The sequence below is a fragment of the Sphingomonas sp. AX6 genome, assembly GCF_902506605.1.
Lineage (GTDB): Bacteria > Pseudomonadota > Alphaproteobacteria > Sphingomonadales > Sphingomonadaceae > Sphingomonas.
The window spans coordinates 1775750-1798193 of record NZ_LR733979.1; the positions used below are offsets into that span (position 1 = coordinate 1775750).

Sequence of the window (22444 nt, forward strand, 5' to 3'; positions counted from 1 at the left end):
GGCAACATACGTGCGAGGCATCGCCACGCCGGTGATGCAGCAATGGGCTTGGCAAGCGTATGGCGCATAATAAACTAATGTTGGAGCCAAGGATGCCCCGCACCTTCACACGTGAACAATTCCATGATCTTGTATGGTCCAAACCATTGACGCACCTTGCGAAGGAATTCGCGCTGTCCGACGTCGCACTCCATAAAATCTGCAAGAAGCACGGCATCCCTAATCCTCCGCTGGGCTGGTGGGCCAAAAAGGCGGCAGGCAAGGCAGTCAAGCAGACGCCGCTGCCCAAAACGAGGGACGGCGGCGCCGACCGCATTACAATAGCAAGTGGAGAGTTACGGGCCGAGTCGGAGCTGATCGCGGAGGCTCGCGAGAAAGCTCGTGTGCTGGCCTCGACAATCGAAGGAATCGATAAGCCTTTCTCCAACCCGATTGTTGACCGCACAATTGCCAAGCTTCGGAAAGAGAAACCCGCACCCATCACGGGCCTGGTTGCCGTCGCTCAGTCGGGCCTGATTAAAGTTGAGGTTGCTCCAGATTCTGTCGAGCGTCTTCAACTGATTTTGAACCGTATCGCGGCTGCGGCCGCGGTAATGGACATCAGGATTATAAAGACTGAGAGATCGACGGCGTTCGAATGCGACGGTGAGACCATCGGATTCTCTATCACCGAGACTACCAAGCGAGAAAAGCACGCCCTAACTGAAAAAGAAAAAGCCGAAGAACTAACCCACCAAAAAAAGCGGGAAAGATATTGGAGCAAACCTCGTTCCTGGGGGGATGACAATTTTGATATCTTCCCGCTCCGGTTTCCTGAGTGGGATTATGTCCCGACTGGCCAGCTCTCGTTTGAACTCGAGCAGTTCTATCTTAGCGGCAGCAGTCCACGACGATCTTACCGAGACGCCAAGGTGCAACGTCTGGAGAAGATGGCAGTTGATATCGCAGTTGGCATTAAGGTGCTCACGGCCGCCCGAAGGGACGATCGTTTACGGCGAGAGGATGATGCGCGTCGCCGAGAAGAAGAGCGCCTACGTCGCGAAATCGTTATGCGCCGGAAGCATATTGAGGAGCGCCGCTCCGAGGCTCTTGACACCTTACTGAAGGAGGTCGCCGATCTCGACCGGCTGAGGCGCCTCGTTTCTTCGTTACGTAGTGAACTGGATACTGGTCAGCTTGGAAGGGTCGCGGGACTTATCAGTTTTGCCGAGGAAACCCTTTCACGACGTCAGGACGCACTATCCGCAGGTCCGCTCGAACAGCGATTGGCAAGTGATCGACTTTTTTCCGACGATGATGATTACGGTTTCAGACCGTCTTCATTCTAATAAGCCGTCGGCGATCTGCTATTTCGACCATCGTGATGCTTAGGACAAAACGCTGCGACGACAGCCTTCTGCTGATTTAGTTACAAGGTCTCCCCGGGCGGGTGTAGTTTAGCCCAATCATCAGATCATTCCGTTAGCATCAAAAAATCAGCGACTCTAACTTAGCTTGTCGTGATTTTCCGCTCTAGTTTCCGGGAGGAGATGATGTTCCGCAAAGTCGGAATTGCGATGCCGGCATTCGCCGCAACAATCGCAAGAGATGAACGACCTTCTAAAAGCGAATGCGAAATAAATTCGATCAGTTCTGCTCGGCTATTAAATCGGCCTTTCACGGACATAGATTCTCGATAATACGCCTTTTGTGCAATCAGCAGCTCGGCAACGATCTCCTTGGCGGGCGGTTGGGGACGAACTTCGATTAGTTTGAGACGGCCCGGATCGTCCCTGAGACGCTGTAACTTGGCATTCATACGTAGTATTTTCTCCGTTGCTCTCGCTGGCACGTTGTCATGATCAAAGTGACCCCGCCTCCACCAAAACGACAGCTAGCTTCCGATTATGAACAGGGGATCAGGCGAATAGGCGCGGATCTGGTTTGCAAGGGCCGAAGCACTGATGATTAACAGAGCCGCTGCGTCGTCGCGGCCGAGGACCTCCGCAACGTCATCGCAAGCGAATGGAACCTTCGCGCCCTTGAGAACGAGAAACCGGTGGGCCGTGCGCTCTTGAATGCCCAACAGCTCTTGCACCCGGCGCCTGAAGGCTGGTCCTTCCACTTTGGTCATCCACTCGCGAAACTGCAGATTATCGTCCGCCGCCCCCGAAATGCGCCAGCGCAGAGGATCAGATCCTAGGATTGTGAGTCCCTCATTCACAAGCGGGCTAAGGTGCTTTATGACTATTTGAGTCGGAAATCCGGCTTTCAAGCATTCCGAAAGTGCAAGAGTTCCGAAGACTGCGTTGAGATCAAGATCGCGTCCGGGTTTTGTGCGTACAAAATTGTACAGGCTGTGCAACTTTCGGTGTTCGCTCGGCGGTAGACCAGTGAGTTTTGTAACGCCAGCTACGGTAAATTGCATCATATTTACTTCATAATTATTCATTTGTTAACCCTTATTTTTAGAATACTTCAGTAACAAATTGGATCCGGTGAACTGCAAGGAGAACCTCGCAAGGTTCAGCCTGCGCCTCCATCTCGACAAGCCTTCCGAGAATGAAACGGGATCGTTTCATTAATTCAGATAGCATGTGCAAATCGCTAGCTTCGACCTCTAGCACTGGCGTCTGCGAAGCGCCGATCATGTTAAATTGAAATTGTGCCAAATCACTCCTCCTGAACGCAACCAGTTACCTCGCTCTGTTGAGCGCCGGGTGGCCGATAGTTATGGAAATTGGGAGCGTCAAGTACATAATGCTGCCTGCGCAAGTTAATGACGGACAGTAAAAGAGTACATATAGTCTAGTTTAGGTAACAGTCAGGTTGATTTTTCAGAAAGTTCCATCTCTATTTTCTGAAAGACTTGACGCGTACAAGGGTTTGAGCGATATGGCCGCTATCCGGGCTGCCAGAATGCACTGACCGAGTTGCTAGCTTAGCAGGTTATTGCGTCGCCACCGACAATGAGGCCCCAATCTAATTGACTGCGATATGGCATCGCAGAAAAGCGATCGGAGATACTTAGTGAAGCAGAGTTTTAACCGGGACCTAGCCACTACTTCGGCGAGTGTTGCCACCTTCAGCGCAGCTAATGTGCGCCGGGCGCGTTTACGCCACCCCGGCCTTCCGATTCACAAGGTCGTGATCGTACGCTCAACGGACCGCGATCAACTACGCGATCAGATCACCGGCAGGAAGGCCATCCGCACTGGTGCTTATCCCTCAAGGAAGATGCAACGCGGTCGTTTCGGCGAGGCTGCGGCCGAACTCGCCCGCATCATACAGGAGGAGGTCGATGTTGGTGTGGTCGATGCGATCGCTCAGCCATGTCGTGGCGAGGTGCTGCTCGACGACGGGTGGCATGTTCACCTGCCAGACTTCGCTAACCTACGTTCAGATGGGCGCCGCGTACTGATTGATGCAAAGCGGGACTGGAGCGATTTTCGGACTGCAAATGGCCGGCGCCAGACGTTCCTTGGTCAGATTATCGCTGAGGCGATGGGCTACGACTATGAGCACTACGTCCTTGCGCACGCCGGTACGGCTCGGCGCCGAGAAAATGTCGATACAGTCCAGGCCGCTCGTTTTGTCAGCGTCCCTGACCATCTCGTGGCGCTTGCCGCAGCTACTGTTGGCAAAGGTCCGATCGCACTTCGCAATCTCGCGGCCATCCTACACCCCGTTTACGGCCGGTCGATGGCATACGCGCTCATGGTGCGGCGCGTTGTCGAGATCGACCTTGACGGAAAGCTCGGCGATCACAGCGAATGCCGCGCTGTTCCGCCCCTACCAGTGGCGATGCCGAGCATCCGCCAGTGATGATTGAGCGATCTCTAAGATAGGGAGGGTTCGCCGATCCCAAAATCGCCGGACGTCGTATGTATTCTCTCCAGCCCCTTCGGCACAGCAATACCTTGCCTTTTAAAACTCTGCCAAGCGCGACCGTAACAGACTGATACCTTTATGAAGAACTTCAGACGCTCAGAAATAAACGGTGTCCTTGGATCTACCTTCATTACCTCAGGCGGCGTAAAACTGCTGATCGAGCGTGATCTGGGGGACGACCTGCTACACGTTATTACGCTACCCGGGGGTGCCACCTATCGCGTCGAAGATCCCCAGACCGGCGAGATGACGCTGCCAGATAAGGGATGGTTGGAGCGCGAGCTTGCTGAAGGAATGCGGAAGGTTGGCGACGCCAATGGGCCGGTCGCTCCTGTTCGAGCGGCCGCCGCCCTGCACGATCCTGAGGAGATCCTTTCCAAGGACCCTTATGCTGCTGCCCGCCTGCGCCTGATGCTTACGCTTCTGGAGCACGGGGTGGATGCCAGCGACCCACGCCTAAGCCAAGCCATCGACAGCATTTGGGACGCCAGCATGGTCGAGAAGTTCGGAAGGCGACCTCCCACGTCAACCGTACGTACTTGGTTTAGCCGCTGTCGCGAGGAGTCGGTGGAGCTAGCCGATATGATGAGCATGTCCGGCCGTGTGCCGCGGCGGACCCGCCTTAACCCGTTTGTCGAAGAGATTATTGAGCAAGAACGCCCGCGCTATTGGGCCAACCGCGGCACCAAGCAAGTGGACGTGCTGGCGGCTGTTGTCGCGCGCCTTGTTGCAGAGAACCTTCGCCGGAAAGTAGCCGGCGAGTCTGAGTTGGACATGCCCGGTAAGGAGACAGTCCGCCGCCGCATCACTGAGATGGAATGCCGCGAAACCTACGCCGAGAAGTTCGGAGAGAAGGCAGCACGCCGCAAATATGACGGTTCCGGCCGCGGGCTCCATACCTCGCGCATTCTTCAAGTCGCGCTGATGGATGACACGGTCGTCGACATGGTGACCTGCTTGGATGCGGACCGCGCGATGGTGGCCGGGCGACCCCACCTGTGCGTCATTATGGACGCACACAGCCGGGTTATCCTTGGGCTGGTGGCAGGGTTCGAGCCGCCTACTGTCCACACCGCAGCACAATGCCTGCGCCTGGCAAACGCGCCCAAGCTCGATGTGCGCCCCGATCGCCGCGCCCGCTATCCCGCTCTTTGCACGATTAATGGTAAGCCGGCGAAGATCGTCACAGACAATGGGGCAAATTATGCGGCGCCAGGCTTTACTGAGATGTTGCTTGACCTCGGCATCGCGCACGAACTCACGCCCGTCGGCGCTCCTCGCCACAAGGCGACCATTGAGCGCTTCTTCCGCACCTTCAACACCTTTCTCATCGACAAGCTGCCTGGAGCAACGCTCGACCCCAGCGTCCTGCGCAAGCTCGGCATTGATCCCACTTCCGAAGCCGTGGTCACCATTACCGAGCTGAAGGAGCTGATTGGCGAATTCCTGTATTTATATCATATCACCCACCATTCGGGTATCGACGCCGCCCCACTTGATAAGTGGCACCGCGGCACGCTCGCGCATGGTCGCGACCTGATCCTGGACACTCGCAAACTCGAAATCGTCACCGGTGTGACTGTGCACAGAAAGCGTGTGACGGCTAACGGTGGCGTCCGCATGTTCGGAATGCAGTGGAAGGGCGAGAACCTGCCCGATGTGGTCAACAAACTCGTGGCAAAAGAACCACACTCAACGCGTCTGGACGCTACTGTCGCGGTGACAACCAAGGTGAAATACAACCCTGAAGACATGCTTTATGTCCACGTTTTCGTGGGCGACGATTGGCTGCGTCTCGAAAATACCCAGCCTGACTATTCCGCCGGACTTAGCCTTTGGCAGCATCGCCAGATCAAGGAGTGGGCCCAGCGCCAATCGATGCAGTTTAGCACGGTTGCCGAACGCCTCGTGGCGCGCGACGAGCTCAATCGCACGATCCGGGAGACCTTCCCAGACATGAACAACCGCGAGCGTCGCGCGATGGCACGCATGGTCGGCGCTGATCCGACCGCCCGGCCTGCCTTCGACGTGAGCTGGGCCGAAGCCGAACATCGCCATGATGGTCTTGGCCCCGTCATCGAGCACCAGGTGCCGGCCGAGGATCGCCCAGACGCTTACCGCGTTCCGAGCCGTCCGGGATTCGCGAAGTCTGTAATAGACGACGAGCACGACGAAGATCTGGATGCTGACGATGGCGACGCAGATACAGCGGCATCCGTCTTTCGACCTGCCCGCCCCATTATCGAGCCCTCGCAGATCGACGACGACGAATTTGGCGACGAGGAGTACCGCTGATGCCCCCGAAGATCACATCTTCGGGGGCATTCGCGCCTGAAGAGCTTCTCCCGCGATCGGGCAGCCCTATGCAGCGGGAAACCCCCGAAAAACTAACAGCGTTGCATCAGCGGCACGCTGCAATCAGGTCCATCTTCATTCACAACCCCAACCACGTTGGCGTCTTCAAGTCCCTAGATATGGTTATCGCTCTTGGCTCCAAAGGCATTTACCAGACGGGCGTCAGGAATGCCGCGGAGAGCTACGCTGGCAAGAGTTCCTCTGCAGATGAATTTGCCCGCATCATCGGTCGGCGGGGTACCTATCCTGCTGAAGCACGACCGATCGTGCGTGTGGAGCTGGAGCAGGCCTGTACACCAAAGCGTTTCTGGCTGGCCATTCTTGCGGCTTACGGGGACGGTTTCGCCTCGTCGAAGGACGAGGAGCAGCTACGTCGAAGTGCCTATGAGGCGTTCGAGAAGCATAGCACCGTCCTGCTCATCATCGACGAGGTCCAGCACTCAGGTTACCGTTCAAAAGGGTTCTCCGCCCCCACGGATGTTATCAAGCGCTTTATCTCTGACGCGCAGGTCGGGCTCGGCTTGTTTGGAAATGAAAAGGCTAAGGAGCTTCTCGAGTCCAACAACCAGCTCAGTCACCGCCTTCTGCCGCCTTGTGATATCCAGCCGCTGGACTTGGCCGACCCCGCCGAGCAGGAGCGCTTCCGCAGTTTCGTACGGAAATACGACAAGGCGTTGGAGGATCAAAAACTGTTTACCACCTCAGCCGACTTGCACGACGAGCGTGCGTTGAATTGTCTGATGGCGGTTTCTAGAGGATATCTCGGTCGTTTTGTGACGCTGGCGCAAGTCGCGGCACGCCATGCATTCCTGCGTGATGCGGATGCCATCGAGTTCTGCGACTTGTCGTTCGCTTGTACGACCTGGGCCGTCGGGCAGAAGCTTACATCGCACGATCCCTTCCGCTTTGGCGTAGGAGGGATCAATGCCTGATCAGGCAGCCGCGCGCTCCACGCAGCAGGCCGAACTCGATCGTCTCGCCGACGCCTGTGAATGTCAGACGTGTCGCGCAAGTGCAGCGGATAGGAAGGGTCCGCGGGTCATGTCCGCAATTGCCGGTAAGCCCGGCGAAAGCCTCATCGGGCTCGTCGGTCGCGCAGCGCGGCGCAATCACTTACCGCGGCTCCGTGCACTCCTTGGGGCTTGCACTCCGACGTGGCACGCGCACTTAAATCTCGCCTCGCGCGACGATATTGATTTCAACCAATTGGCGCATGCTGCTCGTTTAGCGCCGCACGAGCTCGAAGACCGTCGGTATCGATCGGTAGCACTGACGCCAGATCTGCCGGGCGTCGAGTACCATGGTGCAGCCATCCCAGCCTATGATCTGCAACTCCGGCCCCGGCGCCTCGCCACATCATGGCTTGTCGACGAGCCAATTCACTGTGCGCTGGGGCATCACGCGCTCGCAACACATTGCCCGATCAGCGGGAACCTGCTCATCGATCGCTGCGCGCGCTGCAAGGCCAGGTTGAACTGGTCTGGACTCGACCTGGTGCACTGCAGTCAGTGCGGCTTTGACCTCAGGACCGCCGAGGTTCAGCGGGTCACAGAGCGCGAGCTACGTGCGACCCGCCCGATGCTTGACCTCATTCATCCCGACCCTGCTCGGAATCGGGCCGCTGCAAATCGCCTGCCCCACCTCCTCTCCGGATTGAATCGCGGAACCTTATTTGAACTCGGCTGGCGTTGTGGAAATCTAATGTCTGACGGGAGTAACGGTCCCAGGATTGCCGCGAGGCACCTCTCGGTTGCGACCCGTCTCCGCATCCTCGAGATCGGTTCGACAGTCCTGGCATCTTGGCCCGAAAGTGTTCGATCGGCGATGCAAGGGCGTGCCCCCGGTCGCGCCGGCATCGACCCAAAATTGCCGAACGCAGTGCGATCTGTCGCTAAGGCGAGGAATGCGTGGCCAGCGATTCGGGAAGCCATTTTTGCGGGGGTTCCGGGACTAGCGACTTCGGCGCGGACGGGTGTCAGATCAGTGCTGACGAACGCCGCAAATGGTGCCGAGCTCACCCGCAGCCTTGGAGTCAGCCAGCGCGTATTTGAACGCATGCGCGCTGCCGACACGTTCACGCCAGTGTCCTCCACCGGTGCCGAAAACATCCATCAGATATTCGACGCCAATCAGGCAGAGCACTTTCGCTCGCTCCTATCAGATCGTATCCCTCTGGCGTCCGCGTCGGAACGTCTCGACATCAGTGCGCACGGCGCCGAGCAGCTTTGTTGCCTCGGCGAACTCCATCTGCTGAACGACGACGCCGTGCTCGCCGCATTGAAGTGGCGGCAGATCACAAAGTCTAGCTTGGAAACGCTGTGCAATCGACTGGAGGAGATGGGCACCAGCCCGGATGAGATGCTCGAAACCGACTTACTGCCGATCCGTCGCGCGTTGCGCTCCTTTGGCGGGCAGGAGAAGCCGTGGGGTCCGATTGTTGCGGCAATGCTCGCTGGGAAACTGCCCTTCATGATCCGTGCTGACAAGACGGGGCGGCTCATGGATCGTGTGTCGATCCCGGCGAGCGACGTTCACCTTCTTGCAGCGATGCGCTTTGATGCGGAGGCCTTTCCGGCCTTCAACTTCCATCCTCGTATCAATCGTCGCGATGCCGAAGAATTGCTCAACATCGACGCGCCGACTTTTTCTCGGGCCATCAAAAATTCTGACGCTCCGGCGAGTGACGGCCTGACGTACGATCGCCAGGAGGTGCTCAAGATTGCGTCCAAGACCCTTTCAGTAAGCGAGGCTCTGGTGCGATGGGGCTGTGGGGGGAAGGCTTTGCCCACTCCCCTGAAGGGACGACATGCGCCCATCCGTATCGGCAAACTTGGCTGGAACCGCGCAGAGGCGGAGCGGGCAATGGCACAATATGGAGCTACGGACCCAGCTAGGATCAAAGCACGACGAGTACGTCTCTTGTCATGAACCGGTCAGATGGTCTTCAACCTTAGGCATTGAAATCAACTGCGTCAGTTGCTGGATGACTCCAACATCGCCCAACAAGAGATCCAAACTGGCAATCCTTAGCCGTTCTTTGCCCTCGATAATCGTATAGCCTGCCTGCAGCGGCTCAGCACCGAGAGCCATATGATGAGGGTAAAGCAAAACGAGCTCCTGACACCTGTAAAGACGCGCGTACGCCATCATTTGATAAACGTCGGATTGCGAGACCCCTCGCTTCTTATCCTCCGGGTTTTTGCCAATCAGCTTCCATTTGGTGTCGATTATGAAAGCAACGTCGTCACCTCGTTTCACGAGAATATCGGGTGTTGTCTGGAAGCGCTTTTTGCCGTCGCTGCCATCTTCTTGCAGGCAGTAGCGTAAACCACCTTGGGCACGGACCGACAGATTCCCACCTCGAACGGCCCGTTTGGCGAGGCCTGCAACATACGCTTCAAACAGATCGTTCATTGCGAACAAAAGGGTGATGCCCTGGCTCGCTTTGGCATCGTGATCAGTTCGCTGCCATTCTCGTTTCAAGAACAGCTTGGCCAGTTGATAGAGTGACTCCCAACGCTGATTGGTTCGATCGATACGAACCTCAGACCATGGCAACAACTGAAGAGGCAAATCACTTACATCGGCAAAGTGAAACCGTAGCTCGTCGAGGCGACGCTGCGTTTCAAGAGCACGCGCATGACGGCGCAAGAACGACACGCAAGCCTTCATGATGCGAAGCAATGGAATATCGGACATTAACGTGTCGAAGCGGCAGGCCAGCCGGTCCGGACGAACGGCGTGATGAGTGAACTGCCGCACGATATTTAATCGCCCACGCAACGCAGAGAGATCCTCGTCTTGGGCACGATAAGTACGGGGTAACCCGCGACGAACTTCAGCAAGCAGACGATCGGCAAAAATACGGATCAGTATGTCGAGCAGCGTTTGCTTCTGGCGCGCCATCGCCAGTATTTGCCCCTCCCCAAGTTTCAGTCCCAACGCCACGTCGAGCATGGAGACTAGGCGCGAACGGATTTCCTCGTCGGATTCGACCACGGCGGCATCAATTTTAGGTAGAATCTCGAGGCTACACCCTGGGGCAGCAATGACGCCGACGACCTGTTGCGCGATGATCTCGCTATGCCGATCGACGAGAATATTGGTCCCCGAGCGGTTCGCCAAAGGATGAGACCTCGCTGCTAGCAGTAAGGAGTTTGCCTCGGAACGAGTGAAAGTCTTCTCGGGCTTTTGGCCAACGCCGTTGTAGACCCCACGTCGTCCCCATTCGTGGACAGTCAAATCGGTCACGGGCGAGCCGACCCGATCATGCGCCCGCAACCTCGACATCGGGCGCAACTTTGCCAGTCAACCGATCATACGCATTATCGGCAAAGGGTTTGCGCACGGACCAGGACGACAGCTGGTCGCCGTCGATGCCCGGCGGCGGATCGAGTTTGTCTTCTCGAATGAACCCGGCGCCGAGCACGGCGTGAATGCGGCTCCAATCTTCGAAGAAATACTCCTGCAAGAGCGGAATGACCTTGTCGCGCATGGCCGCATGAACCTCCTCGTCAGTCTCACATCCAATGAAAAATGCGTGGCCGATACGGTGTTCCCGGTCGATCAGGTATTCAATGCGCCGGTTGATCGTATCCAGAGCGCGGACGAGGTCGATTCCCGTTCGATGGGTAGCTTCCTCGAGTAAGCCAGAATCGGGAGCCATCTCCCGAAATTTGAACCGACGCCGCAACGCAGTGTCCAGCAGCGCAATCGACCGGTCGGCTGTGTTCATTGTGCCGATAATGTGCAGGTTCGCTGGAACCCCAAAATCCCTCTTCTTCGAATACGGCAACGTTAGGGTCAGCTCATTCGGCATCCCGAGCCGCTTATCGGGTTCAATAAGCGTTATGAGTTCGCCGAAAACCTTGGAGATATTGGCGCGGTTTATCTCGTCGATAATCAGGACAAATTGGTCGGTCGGTCCTTTAGCGGGGCCCTCGGAACCGCTGCTTTTACCAGCGATCAGACGACCGAGCGCAGGCAGATTCACCCGCCTTGCCTGAAGCGGATAAAGCGTACGCATCGTGAAATTGCCGTCGAGAATGGTATCGAGCGGCAGCGGCTCATCCAGTGTCAGGAGCCAGCGGACATCTCGGCGATGAGCGTAATAGCCTTCTGCCGACGGCTCAAAACGATAGTCGCCCGTCACTTCGGCGATCGCCCGGAAGGCAGTATTGCCATAGGGCACGATCACAATATCGCCGACCTTCATCTCGCTTCGGAACGGCCAGGTCTGCGTCCAATTGCTCGGTGTTGTGTCGTCTGGATTCTGCTTGAGCCATTCAGCTTTGATCGCGTCAAACGTAGAGAACTGCGTCGGGCTCCAGTCGATCGTCCCACCCCATCCCAGCGTTATGTAGCTGTTTGCAACCGCAGCCTCGTAGACATCGTCTTCGGTACCAATCGCTCCTTGCCCCATCTTCCAGAAGCGACGACCGGTGAAGTCGTAGCCGGGAGAGGTAGCCGAAGGCGAGATCCGCGTGCGCGCCTGATCGGCCAAGGCACAAATCTCACGAAAGATTCCGGCGCGCGCCTCGAGCCTAAAACCTGCTGAGCTGCTTTCGCCTTCGCCCGTTTCAGGCCGCAAGCCTTCGACGAACGTCTCGTAGTCGTAGTTCTGATGAAACGTGACAAAACCGATCCGCTTCTCAACCACAAGTTCGTTGTAGCGCTTCATCAGGTCCAGCCGACCCTCCCGCGTAGGCGGATAGTCAGCGTTGCCATCACAGAGGGAAACTGCTTCCAAAGCCGTATTGTAGGTCTTTCCGGTTCCTGGCGGTCCGTAGAGTATAAGATTGGTCGGCATGGTCATGGCATCATTCCCGCTGTGTGCTGTATCGCCTCGACCATATTCATCCGGCCATTTCCCGAGGCGGTGGGAAGAGTTGGGCTGCCAATCCTTGATCGCTTCGATAGCCCCGGCGATTGCGGCTTCGAACTGATCGGCTTGCTGCTCAACGAAAGCGTAATTCCCCGCCAGACCGAGGTTCTCGCTCTGATGGCTGAACGTAAGGAATGGCCCACTTGCTCTGAACTGCAACGAGCCCAAGGTGCCTTCTGCTCGGCTGAGTAGTGATGATTTCCGTCCGAACCGGATCTGGGGAATGTCGGTGTGGTACCAGTCAAGGCCAGCGGCGTGAACAGCACGTGCCATCTTGCAAAAGGCCGCGCGCTGGTAGCCTGTCCATTCAGAACGCCGCGATCGAAAGTCAGGATTGCCCTCAAACCGCTTCAGAACTTGCTCATCGTTGAGCGAGTCAGAGTTGATAACAAACCGGTAAACCACATTGCTGCCACGCCCGCTCGCCGGACCCGAAACGACCTCAGGCTTGTCCAGTCCGGCTACCTCGCGAAGCTTTTCACCTTCGATCGCTTGGCACACATTTGGTAGCTGAGCTGACAGCCCCAATTCCTTATGTACGTCTCCCGCCCGGATCGTAACCGTTGCGTCCCCGCGAGATTTGGCGGGTTCGATATAGTGCGCAAGCACGTACTCTCGGATGCGATTGGCCACGATTTCTTTGCCAGCATTCCGACGATTTTCGATCAAATAACCGAGCCGGCGAAGCTCGGTATGGATTGGACCACCCTCCGCATCCCGAAACGTGTCGCGCTGCCCTTTAGCCGCTATGTCAGGATTGCCAGGGATCGAGCTGTAGGCGACCAGGAACACGGCCTTGGCCGGATACTGTTGCGCTTGACCAGGACGGCAGACAACATAATCGAAGTTCGTGGCGAAGCCATATTTTCGCGCGAATCCGGATGCGCCCTTATCATATTCCTGCATGACAGCTTCAACCGCGTCTTTCGTCAAACCAAGCGCGTCGTCGCTCTCAGGCAGATCGTCGCTAGAACCATAGTTCGGATCGCGGCCGTCGAGAAAATACCCATACTGCAATGTTGCAGCGACCAAGTTGCCAAGTTGGCTCGCCGGATCCTTTGCCTCAGGCACAACAGCGCGAGCGGCGGCGGAATCTGCACCAGGATTTTCTCGCAGTGCCTTCAGGCGCAGCAGCAGATCCTCCCACTGGCCAGCGTCAAACAGGGCTTCGAGTGTTTGCTGAAAAAAGCCCAGGCCCGGGAGCCCGCGCTCCACCCGCTGCATCCGGCGAAAGCGACCGTCCTTTGCCTTCTTCGTCAGCGGAACTCCGCGCCAAATACGCTGGTCCAACCACGATCGAAACTCCGCCTCACGCACTCAATCACGCTCCCTCCGACCATGTTACGCTACTAAGCAGCTCTCGCGAGCCATTTATTTCCGATGTCTAGCCGCTTGGCTATGTCTAATGACGACATCATTCTGGGTGGCACGACAAGAAAAAAAGCGAAGGTAGACTCGACTCATGAGGGGGCAGAAGAGAAAGCATCGCGACGGGTATCCTCCCGTAAAATATTACGGCGTCGTCGAGGAAGTCGTCGAAGCTGATCCGCAGAACGGTCGTACGCGCTCCTTCATCTTGATCGATGCTGTCCGTGCCGATCGTTTCGACGAATTTGGACAGGCGGTTCTTGAGGATCGCAGTGCCTTGGCGCTTGTTCGCGCGATGTCGACGCCGAAGCGCTGGGAAGATCAGTTCGGTCTCGGTAATGTCAGCAAGGGCGACTGGCTAGCCTTCACGCTCGACGATAGTGGTAGCGTCCCCCGGGCGTGGGAACTCAGCGCCGAGAACAATTATGGGTCCGGCCCGTCGCGTTCGATCCGATCGATGCGCCGAATTAGCGGGCCGCCGGCGCTAACTCAACCTGGCGACACCGCATTGGTGATGAAACTGATGGCAACTAGCAGTGGTGCGCTGAAACAGCAGCGGCGCGTTAGCGCAAATGTCGCGGCTAGGCGCCTAGGAGCCGGCGGCAAGATCGAGATTATTGTTCTCGACGTCGGCCAAGCGTCTGCGGCGCTAATCAAGCGTGATGGCAAGCCGATCGGGTTCTTCGACATCGGCGCGCCAATCTGGTTCAATAAGGGCTCGCTTCCGAAACCCATGTTTGTCCCGTCGATTTCAAAGGGATTTGTCATCCTTTCGCACTGGGACTTCGATCATTTTGATCTCGGTCGCAGGCACAAACCTTATCAAGGATTGGATTGGTATGCACCTGACCAACCTGTCGGTCCGAACACCGCACGTTTCCAAGCAGATCTTGGAAACGCCCTCACTTTTATCGATGGCGCCGCAACAAACGGAGGATTCTCTCTCGCTCGCGGCACTTCGGCTAAGGCCAATGACCGCAATGGCTCAGGCTATCAGCTACGTTATGAAGAAGGCGGCCAAGCAGTTATTCTGACGGGCGATACGGGCTATGAGTTTATCCAGCCTCACATGCTTCTCGCCCTCGGAGCTCTCTCGGTTCCTCACCACGCCGGACGTTCGGACGCAAATCCGCCGGTCTCCAATCCTCCGGGGCGAGCGATCGCATCCTACGGCATCCCGAACTCGTACCGCCATCCCCACGGAAAGACTCTCAGTGACCATATCACGCAAGGCTGGAAGATCGCTCCGACCGCGGCCACGCCGGTGTATAAGCGCGGCCACCGAAGGCTTTTTCCATGAAACCCGACCATGACGCTGACGAACAGGGTGATAGGGAGTGAAACGGTTCTTAAAATCGCAATGGCCGATGTAGCGTAACCGAGTGAGTTTATGGCGAGGCTACTGAAATTTGTTGACCCTCGTGCAACCGAAGGGATCATATAGGATCTCGCAGTTCGAACTAGTTTATAACTCCGAACGCAAGTTTCGAAACGAAAAACCTGGAAATGATGGTGGTAGGCGCACCGTTTGAACCAGGAGCGGGTATTAGCTGCACGCGTCGCACGTGCCAGATGGGTTGGTCATTGTCCGAAGTTGCTATTGTAAAGTTGGGTAAAGTTGGGTGTTGCAGAGCGTAAATCGCTGATGGCGATGGACAAGTTGCGCTCGCCCATGCTCAATGCCGGCATTGGGGGGAGTATGCGTTGTCTATGAAGAAGTTGCCTTTCATCTCGTCTGTAAACCTGGTCCCAATTGACGGACGGAATGTTGTACCGACGACCATGTTCTACGATTCCGAAAAGCGCGCCCACATTGGCTTCGACGCTCGCGAGAAATGCACCTCTCCAGAGCAACTGCTCGAGGATTTTAAAGTTCAACTCGGCCAACACGATCCAGACGCCGTGACGAAGCGATCCTCCGGAACGGCTCATGCCCCTCGAACCACTGTAGCTGGGATTACGCAGGACTTTTTTCGTGGTCTGTTAGCAAAAGTTAATGCCGCCCTGGAGCGCCAGGGCCGCCCGCTACCGAAAAGTCTTCTTGTAGCCGAACCGCTCGCGCTTAGCGGCATCAACATGGCGGAGGAAAACTGGCTTTCGAACTATCGCCGCGCGATCCGAAGAATATTACACGGTCGCTTTGAGCAGATCGACTTTCTTCCTGAACCCTTCGCAGTATTTCAGTATTATCGCTACGGTCTGCGGCATCCAATCATTGCGGAGAACCGAAAACACGTCGCTCTCGTCCTCGATTTTGGCGGCGGTACATTCGACATTTCAGTCATTGAAACGACCAAGACCGGAGATGTGAGTCAGTCTGGCGTGAACAGTCGCCCTCTCAGTGCAAAATCAGTTCAAGTGGGCGGCTTCGCTATAAACCGGCTAATCGCAGCAGACTTAATGATGCAGGCTGTCGAGAAGGACATCCGGGCAGACGTCAGGAAGTCGATCGAACGGGCAGACCGAGTTAAGACGCCAGACGACTTGGCGGAATTGGCTGACAGGCAGCAGACATTTTATAGACATTACCGACGCCTCCTCCAGACAGTGGAATCGGCAAAGTTATCGGTTTGCAATTTGATCGCGAACTGGAATCTCCATGCTGATCTCTCCGGCGTCACTCCATTTCCGATGCAAGTTGCCGTTGACCCGTACGATCCAGCATCTCGGATGGCGACGCTTAAGTTTGATGCCAGCATGCTGCGCCACGCCTTCGAGGAGAATGTTTGGAAAGCGAAGTTGCGGGATGCTGTGAAGAAAACGCTTGAACGCGCATCAAAGGAGCTGAAGGGTCAGGAGATCTCAGTTGTCCTCCTATCGGGCGGGTCTTCGAACATCCGCTGGCTCTCCAAGCTGCTCGAAAGGGACCTGGGAAAAGCCGAACTGGCGCACGCAGAAATTCTGCAACTCAGCGAGAACTTCCAGGAGATTGTTGCGAAGGGTCTTGCGACAGAGTGCGCCCGGCGCTTCTATACGGAGGGACGAGGCGATTTTCGTGCCGTCACCTACAATAGACTTTGCCTTGCCTTGCGCCCGGACGACGGCGAACTCGAGATCCGGCGGGCCAGGCCGCTTGCTTCAGAACTCGCAGGGGGCGCGGCCGACGGGTTTGACGCGGGTGTGCTTCTACCTTCTGCGAGCAGCCTGCGCGGTCTTGTCGGCACGCCCCTTCTTTGGAAAGTCCGATTAAACAGCCCGCCGAAACGCCTTCTCGAATATTTTTTCATGAGGTCGTCCTTTGATCCAGAGGATCTTGAGGCACGTCACAACATCGTCGAAACGCGAGCGTATACGCCCAAGAATGCGCGTTTTGCTGGTTCTATCGAGGTCGAACTGACCGTAAGGGAGGACGGAACGGCTATCCCGAGGTTCATATACGGTCGTAACGATCGCTTTGAAGGTTTCATCGCGGATGGAAGACCTTTCCACATCGACATGACCTTTGCTTCCGATGAGGATGGCGGCTCGACTTATCTCGGCCTTGATTTCGGCACTAGCGCGTCTGCCTGCTCGATTGTTGACAGCTCCGACGTCCAGATGATTCAAGAAAGGGCGCGCTCTCCCGGGTGGCGCGAACTCTCCGAGCTACTTTCGGAATTGCCATATCCAGTGGCGGCACCGCTGGCACGCTTCGTGTCCGAACGTGATGCCGACAAACGCGTTCAGAAGGGCCGCGACGCCGCGGACTCGCTTCTGACTTTAGCAGCGTTTCTAGCTTATACGGATCTGTGCGCCACAAAGGTAGGCGGGAACGTGTTCAAGGGTTTCGCTCAACGATCCGCCGGACCGTTGTGGGGTCTCTTGAAGAACGTCGTCGGCGGCAATCATGCTAAGCTCGACTTCGCGACTCCGCTTGCCGCTCTCGTTAAACCGGAAAACATGGAGCAGATCGACGGCTGGATTTCAGGCCTAAATGCAGAAAAGCACGGTCGGCGCCAGGCCGTTGATTGGATCGGCTTTCTCAGTCTCCTTGGCAACCATGTTGCGCGAGCGTTCGAAACGAACCGACTAGGAATCTTTGAAGGTGTGGTTCCCAAGCGGTTCCACCCCGGCTGCTACGTGGGGGTTTTCCGAGTATTGCACGGCTCCTCCCAGACGTTTGTAGATGTGCTGGATTACGAAGGTACTGAACCGTTCTCTGACGAGCTTGTCTACCTGGTTGATCCTGTCCGTGGTCGCGCTCTGCCCCTTAGTCCGCTCTACTTGTGGGGTCTTGAGCGTGAGGCACTCGATCCGGGGGCAGTCGACATGTACGAGTACGACACGGAGCGACGCGGCGATTTCAGTTTCAAAACCACCCAACCGTCGGCCGGGCTTCAGGTTGGGTCGGGCGGCGAATGGGCCGGCCTTCATGCGCAGTTAACGGCAATGCGCGCTAACGATCAGCGCTGCGCCGTTGTCGAGGGGCTGTCGCTGACTCAATACGAGAGTTAACCTCGACCAGTAGCAACTGCCAAAGTTCACGCTTTGCCGGGTGCTACCTACCGTAGCCATTCCGCGAGATCGGGCCGGTTATCGAGTATCTACCGGGAAGATGCGGTCGTAAGCGGGTTTCGCGCTACGGGTTTTTTTCGGAGTCGCCTTGGTTTCACGAGCGGAGCGGGCAAGACTTTTAGTGGGTCCGATTAGTGATCCCACACATTAAAGCGGGGCCATACGCGCGCTAAGGGCGGTCCAAACCACACTAAGGCGGCTCCAAGGCCAGAGTCGGCTCGTGGATAAGCGCCTGCGCCTCTTGAACGCTTTGTTCAAAATAAATGCTTGATCTGCTTCGGGTGCGACCCACGGCGGCTTTGCGCCCTCTAATCGGCTGTTCGAGACGCTTCGCATGGATCCCGAAAGCTGCCGCTCAAACATGACGCTTTTCGTGAGAGCCGACGCACCGGGCCCGCTAGGAAAAAGGGTATCGACGATGGTTGGGGCCAAGGGTGAGACCGCCCCAGCCCCAGATTGAGTGACGATTGCCAACAGCGGTGAATTAGAAACACATCGATCAACGCTTGTTTTTGACGATGGTCGCCGTGAAATCCGGATCCTTGCTCGCTACCCAATCGACGAATTTGCGCACCTTCGGATCGGCCAGCAATCCCGCCACATCCGTGCCATGACGTTGTAGTTCGGAGTTGGTGAAATTGGCGGTCAGCGTTTGTTGGCAAATGGGGTGCATGGGCACGACGTCGCGCCCGCCGCGGCTTTTGGGTATGGGATGGTGCCAGACAATGGTCTTGCCAGTGGGCCGGCTACAGAGCCAGCATATCACTGCCTCTACCGGAGTATCTTCCTGGACGGGTAGGTGTCCGTAGGGGTCACGTTTCGATTGTTTGCGGGCCATGCGTGTATCTGAATGCCTAAATTGCGCTGCCCCGCCTATAGCCACGCGGTTGGCATTAACCCATCAGCATCTCCTTTGGACGTCATGGAAAGCGGCTCTATCCGCCAATGTAGCGAAAGCGGACAGGGTTCGTCGTACGGGAAAAGCGCTTGTCGGCTCGGAGAGAACGACGCAACTGAGGCCGTATGAACCCTGATGATGCGACACTGGAAGAACTTGGCTGGAATTCACATTTCGGCGATCAGATTTCGGTTGAGGAAGCTCGGCAATGCCGCCCCGTCCGGGTAATGGCAGTTCATCGCGGTGAGATTGCGGTCGCGGGCGAAGGATCGCACCATTCGATCACTCCTTATATTCCGGGCGCCCTCCCGTCTGACGATCACCCCACGGTCGGCGACTGGGTGCTGATCGACCAGGGTACGCTGCTACCGACGCGGGTCCTTCGCCGTCGCAACCTGTTCAAACGGCGTGCACCAGGCGATCCGCGCAAGGAACAAATGATCGCCGCAAATATCGACACGGTGTTCATCGTCGCCTCCTGCAACCAGGATTTCAGCGTTGCGCGGCTGGAGCGCTATCTTGTGCTGGCGCGTGAGGTGGGGGTGAATGCGGTCGTGGTCCTTACCAAGACCGACCTTACGGACACACCGGATGTTTTCGCTGCCGCGGTGCGCGCGATCGAGCCCGGATTGCACGTCGAAACCGTCGACGGGCGCGATCCCGAAAGCGTAGCCCACCTCGCCAAATGGTGCGGCAAAGGAAAAACCGTGGCGCTGATGGGTTCCTCTGGCGTCGGCAAATCGACGCTCGTCAATACGATGCGCAGCTCGGACAGCATCGCAACCCAAGAAGTCCGCACAAGCGACGATACGGGGCGCCACACGACCACCGTGCGCCAGATGCACAGGCTCGACCGGGGCGGATGGCTGCTCGACATGCCGGGTATGCGCGAATTGCAACTGCCAGACGCGACCACGGGGATATCCGAGGTATTCGACGACTTTATCTTGGCGGCACAGCGTTGCCGCTTTTCGGACTGCGCACATGGGGTTGAGCCCGGCTGCGCGGTTCAGGCAGCGCTCGCGGACGGCACGCTGACGTCGGCGCGTTTCGATCGTTGGCGGCGACTGGAGGCAGAGGGCATCGTCGCGCCGGCACATCTGGGAAGGCGCCGACGGTAACGAGGTGGGTGGGTGACTTGGTAGCCGCGATCGGACCGCGCGCCCTGTGCCTTAAACCCGCAAGAGACTTTGTTTCCGCGGATCGTCGCCCCGCGCCACAGCCGATGGGCAATTACGAGCCGCATCCCTGCGATCAAGCTACACGCGCGGTTTGGGCATTTGGCCCGACGCATGCGGATAGGTGCTTTCGCGCAACTTGGCGGCATAGCCCCGTGCCAGTCCCGCATGCGCAATACGCGCTTCTATGCTCCGGGCAGACTTGGCACGCAGAAGCGAGACTTGCTCCCGCTTGAGCAGATAATTAATGTCCACGACCAACCCTTTCGCATAGCGAGGGTGCAATGCCCCTCAGTCACAAGATGCTCGAGCGGGCCTGGTGATGACCCGCTCATAACACAGATGACGTTGGATTGCGCGACGTCTCGCGCCCTATCGTCTCGGGCTCGCGCAAGTCGCTTAGTTCCACTTGCACCGGGACGACGCGCCTTAGTCGTGCTTTTCTTCCTCGAATGTCACCGCAACGTCTCCGTTTGCCGATAAGCGGACGCGGTCGCCTTCGATTGTGGCGACGAGCCCCGTCGAGATATAATGGTGATGTCCGGCATGATGGCCTTCGCCGCTGTCCTTCTTGGTCAGTTTGATCCGATCGCCCTTCACCTTGTCGACCGTGCCGACATGCACGCCGTCGGCGCCGATGACTTCCATATGCTCGCGGATTTTCGTGAGGTCGGTCATGATAAGCTCCTGCTGTTGAACTGTTCGGGGATTAAACGCTTCAAGTGGTTAATCAGGCTCGCTTGCGCCTAGAAATGGCGAAAGCCGGCTCATGCATTCATCCGGATATCGGTGGCGTGGTCCGGATACGCTGCAGCGAGCGCTTGATCGACAGGATCGCCATTGAGCTTGCTGGCGTATCCATGATTGACGTCGCGATGGTGCGCCTCGTCCGCCCGAACCAACAGGACCACATCGCGTAGCGTCGCATTGTCGGCCATCTTCCAATAATGCTTGGCGATCGCGGGTGCAGGCACGTTGAGCGAACGGCCTTCGTCGATCTCCTGAAGGTATAGCGTGTAGCTAGTCACCGCCTCCTCCTCGAAATAACCGACGACGCGGTGGGCAGTGCGTGGCGAGAACAGATAGAGCAGCGAAAAGCCGATGAGGAAAATTCCCTGGACAAGCAGAATCGTCATGCGCTCGAACCAGGTCGGCTTGGCGATCTCGATGAAGGTCATGAGATGCATCCGCTCGTTTTCGGCTTCCTCCATCAAAGTGCGGATCCAGCCTTCATCGCCTTTCATCCAACGCAGACAATTGAGGTGGGTGAACATCGCGCCGACCATGCCCGGCACCGCCGCCACGGTTTCAAGAACGATCGCGCGGTGTCCGTACCGCTTGGCGAAAAAGGTATCGGCACTGAACCGCAGCAGCTTCGTAAAACCAAGCGCGAAATGGTCCGAGAAACCCTGTGGATCATGGTGAACCGCGGGCTGTGCTTCGCGTTCGTCGGCGAGTGCGCGTTCATCGGGGACAAGAATCGAATTTGTCATAGTGGCCCTTTCAGGAATGGATCGATAAAGCGGCAGAAACCGCCGATCAGGCGTCGACGGGCAAGGGCAGTTTGCGTTCGACCAGCATCAGCGTGGGATCGTCCGGATAGCTGCGCACGGTGAACCCCATGTCGCGCTCCAGTTCGATCGCGGCGTGGTTCGCGTAGCTTTCGATCGATTGCAGCGTCTTGACGCCCACAGCCTCGGCAAAATGCGCGATATGCTCGAGCAATTCCCAGCTGACGCCGCGTCCCTTGTGATCGGAGCGGATACTGATCGCGACCTCGCCGACGTCCATTGCCGCGTCGCACGCGAGCATCGCGGCAGCGATGATCGTGGTGCCGTCCGCAGCGATTGCCAGAAAACTCTCCTTCTGGCGGTGATCGACGTCGATCATGGCGGCGATCCGATCGTGGCCGACGACGTTCAGCCCGGTCAGAAAACGGAACCTCAGGTCGTCGAGCGACACGTTGGAGAAGAATTCGGCAAGCGCCGGTTTGTCGTCAAGACGTACGGCACGAACATGGAAGCTGAACCCTGTCCGGGTCGTCAAATCGCGGCTCCAGTTGTCGGTCATACTCTCGCATCCTTTCGATGCGGATCGGCTGGTTGCCGGTTGCATCATGGGCCTTTTGAACTGGAGCGGGAGAACGCCGTATCCGTAGATGTCCTTATTCCGCGCACCGACGTGGCGGTCGATGACCGTGGCAGCCATCCGATGAGGAAGACGCCATGTTCGCAACGACCAGTTCAAATACAGGCTTCACACTCGTCGAGCGCGCGCGCCTGAAAATCGGGTCTGCGCTGCTCGCGCTGGTCATCCTGGGGATGACGAGTATAGCCATTACCAATGGCCAGCTTTCTGGACTCCAGTGACATTGACGGTTCCGAGCCCTCCGGCGCT

17 protein-coding genes are annotated in these 22444 nt (G+C 57.2%); 9 read left to right on the plus strand and 8 right to left on the minus strand.

The window, feature by feature from the left end; genetic code table 11:
• Positions 1-92: 92 nt before the first annotated feature.
• Positions 93-1328, plus strand: a complete 1236-nt coding sequence (locus tag ENHY17A_RS08590) for a hypothetical protein (RefSeq protein ID WP_159711882.1) — start codon at positions 93-95, stop codon at positions 1326-1328.
• Between the two features lie 161 nt (positions 1329-1489).
• Here the strand turns inward: ENHY17A_RS08590 and ENHY17A_RS08595 are convergent, their stop codons facing one another.
• Both ENHY17A_RS08595 and ENHY17A_RS08600 read right to left on the minus strand, forming a co-directional pair.
• Positions 1490-1798 (minus strand): hypothetical protein, encoded by a 309-nt coding sequence (locus ENHY17A_RS08595; protein WP_159711884.1) that lies wholly within the window; start codon positions 1796-1798, stop codon positions 1490-1492.
• Positions 1799-1873: 75 nt separating this feature from the next.
• Positions 1874-2431: a hypothetical protein gene (locus ENHY17A_RS08600; protein ID WP_159711886.1), complete on the minus strand. Its 558-nt coding sequence runs from the start codon at positions 2429-2431 to the stop codon at positions 1874-1876.
• Positions 2432-3009: 578 nt separating this feature from the next.
• On the opposite strand from ENHY17A_RS08600, the gene ENHY17A_RS08605 reads away from it, so the two are divergent.
• The 4 genes from ENHY17A_RS08605 (at position 3010) to ENHY17A_RS08620 (ending at position 9153) form a co-directional block, all read left to right on the plus strand.
• Complete coding sequence (locus ENHY17A_RS08605) at positions 3010-3804, plus strand: hypothetical protein (protein ID WP_159711888.1); 795 nt, start codon at positions 3010-3012, stop codon at positions 3802-3804.
• A gap of 144 nt (positions 3805-3948) precedes the next feature.
• On the plus strand, positions 3949-6165 hold the full coding sequence (locus tag ENHY17A_RS08610; protein WP_159711890.1) for a DDE-type integrase/transposase/recombinase: 2217 nt from the start codon (positions 3949-3951) through the stop codon (positions 6163-6165).
• Positions 6165-7157, plus strand: a complete 993-nt coding sequence (locus ENHY17A_RS08615) for an ATP-binding protein (protein ID WP_159711892.1) — start codon at positions 6165-6167, stop codon at positions 7155-7157. The genes ENHY17A_RS08610 and ENHY17A_RS08615 overlap by 1 nt, the downstream gene beginning before the upstream one ends.
• A gap of 109 nt (positions 7158-7266) precedes the next feature.
• Entirely contained in the window at positions 7267-9153 is a 1887-nt protein-coding gene (locus ENHY17A_RS08620) for a hypothetical protein (protein WP_159711894.1), read from the plus strand.
• Here the strand turns inward: ENHY17A_RS08620 and ENHY17A_RS08625 are convergent.
• Together ENHY17A_RS08625 and ENHY17A_RS08630 are read right to left on the minus strand one after the other, a co-directional pair.
• Positions 9148-10476 carry an McrC family protein gene (locus tag ENHY17A_RS08625; protein ID WP_201296371.1) on the minus strand — a complete coding sequence of 443 codons (1329 nt, stop codon included), beginning with the start codon at positions 10474-10476 and terminating at the stop codon, positions 9148-9150. The genes ENHY17A_RS08620 and ENHY17A_RS08625 overlap by 6 nt on opposite strands.
• A 16-nt stretch (positions 10477-10492) precedes the next feature.
• Positions 10493-13399: an AAA family ATPase gene (locus ENHY17A_RS08630; RefSeq protein ID WP_236547825.1), complete on the minus strand. Its 2907-nt coding sequence runs from the start codon at positions 13397-13399 to the stop codon at positions 10493-10495.
• Between the two features lie 172 nt (positions 13400-13571).
• On the opposite strand from ENHY17A_RS08630, the gene ENHY17A_RS08635 reads away from it, so the two are divergent.
• Together ENHY17A_RS08635 and ENHY17A_RS08640 are read left to right on the plus strand one after the other, a co-directional pair.
• Positions 13572-14777, plus strand: coding sequence for a hypothetical protein (locus ENHY17A_RS08635; RefSeq protein ID WP_159711898.1), 1206 nt, complete (start codon positions 13572-13574; stop codon positions 14775-14777).
• Positions 14778-15259: 482 nt separating this feature from the next.
• Entirely contained in the window at positions 15260-17911 is a 2652-nt protein-coding gene (locus tag ENHY17A_RS08640) for an Hsp70 family protein (RefSeq protein ID WP_236547826.1), read from the plus strand.
• Positions 17912-18470: 559 nt separating this feature from the next.
• On the opposite strand, the gene ENHY17A_RS08645 is transcribed toward ENHY17A_RS08640, so the two are convergent.
• Positions 18471-18809: a hypothetical protein gene (locus ENHY17A_RS08645; RefSeq protein ID WP_159711902.1), complete on the minus strand. Its 339-nt coding sequence runs from the start codon at positions 18807-18809 to the stop codon at positions 18471-18473.
• A 287-nt stretch (positions 18810-19096) separates the two neighbouring features.
• On the opposite strand from ENHY17A_RS08645, the gene rsgA reads away from it, so the two are divergent.
• A complete protein-coding gene (gene rsgA, locus ENHY17A_RS08650) occupies positions 19097-19990 on the plus strand; it encodes a ribosome small subunit-dependent GTPase A (RefSeq protein WP_443018293.1) in 894 nt (297 codons plus the stop codon).
• 486 nt (positions 19991-20476) lie between these two features.
• Here rsgA and ENHY17A_RS08655 read toward each other — a convergent pair whose 3' ends face one another.
• The 3 genes from ENHY17A_RS08655 to ENHY17A_RS08665 form a co-directional block, all read right to left on the minus strand.
• Positions 20477-20725 carry a DUF2171 domain-containing protein gene (locus ENHY17A_RS08655; protein ID WP_159711906.1) on the minus strand — a complete coding sequence of 83 codons (249 nt, stop codon included), beginning with the start codon at positions 20723-20725 and terminating at the stop codon, positions 20477-20479.
• A gap of 89 nt (positions 20726-20814) precedes the next feature.
• Positions 20815-21540 carry an alternative oxidase gene (locus ENHY17A_RS08660; protein WP_159711908.1) on the minus strand — a complete coding sequence of 242 codons (726 nt, stop codon included), beginning with the start codon at positions 21538-21540 and terminating at the stop codon, positions 20815-20817.
• A gap of 46 nt (positions 21541-21586) precedes the next feature.
• On the minus strand, positions 21587-22117 hold the full coding sequence (locus ENHY17A_RS08665; protein WP_159711910.1) for a GNAT family N-acetyltransferase: 531 nt from the start codon (positions 22115-22117) through the stop codon (positions 21587-21589).
• A gap of 155 nt (positions 22118-22272) precedes the next feature.
• Here ENHY17A_RS08665 and ENHY17A_RS08670 point away from each other — a divergent pair, with 155 nt between their 5' ends.
• Entirely contained in the window at positions 22273-22416 is a 144-nt protein-coding gene (locus ENHY17A_RS08670) for a hypothetical protein (protein ID WP_159711912.1), read from the plus strand.
• Positions 22417-22444: the final 28 nt, after the last annotated feature.

Coding starts and splice junctions, on each gene's coding strand:
- ENHY17A_RS08665 (WP_159711910.1), bottom strand. CDS start 22,117: ATGACCGACAACTGGAGCCGCGATTTGACGACCCGGACAGGGTTCAGC.
- ENHY17A_RS08595 (WP_159711884.1), bottom strand. CDS start 1,798: ATGAATGCCAAGTTACAGCGTCTCAGGGACGATCCGGGCCGTCTCAAA.
- rsgA (WP_443018293.1), top strand. CDS start 19,097: ATGGCAGTTCATCGCGGTGAGATTGCGGTCGCGGGCGAAGGATCGCAC.
- ENHY17A_RS08635 (WP_159711898.1), top strand. CDS start 13,572: ATGAGGGGGCAGAAGAGAAAGCATCGCGACGGGTATCCTCCCGTAAAA.
- ENHY17A_RS08615 (WP_159711892.1), top strand. CDS start 6,165: ATGCCCCCGAAGATCACATCTTCGGGGGCATTCGCGCCTGAAGAGCTT.
- ENHY17A_RS08610 (WP_159711890.1), top strand. CDS start 3,949: ATGAAGAACTTCAGACGCTCAGAAATAAACGGTGTCCTTGGATCTACC.
- ENHY17A_RS08620 (WP_159711894.1), top strand. CDS start 7,267: ATGTCCGCAATTGCCGGTAAGCCCGGCGAAAGCCTCATCGGGCTCGTC.
- ENHY17A_RS08670 (WP_159711912.1), top strand. CDS start 22,273: ATGTTCGCAACGACCAGTTCAAATACAGGCTTCACACTCGTCGAGCGC.
- ENHY17A_RS08600 (WP_159711886.1), bottom strand. CDS start 2,431: ATGAATAATTATGAAGTAAATATGATGCAATTTACCGTAGCTGGCGTT.
- ENHY17A_RS08655 (WP_159711906.1), bottom strand. CDS start 20,725: ATGACCGACCTCACGAAAATCCGCGAGCATATGGAAGTCATCGGCGCC.
- ENHY17A_RS08590 (WP_159711882.1), top strand. CDS start 93: ATGCCCCGCACCTTCACACGTGAACAATTCCATGATCTTGTATGGTCC.
- ENHY17A_RS08640 (WP_236547826.1), top strand. CDS start 15,260: ATGTTCTACGATTCCGAAAAGCGCGCCCACATTGGCTTCGACGCTCGC.
- ENHY17A_RS08660 (WP_159711908.1), bottom strand. CDS start 21,540: ATGACAAATTCGATTCTTGTCCCCGATGAACGCGCACTCGCCGACGAA.
- ENHY17A_RS08645 (WP_159711902.1), bottom strand. CDS start 18,809: ATGGCCCGCAAACAATCGAAACGTGACCCCTACGGACACCTACCCGTC.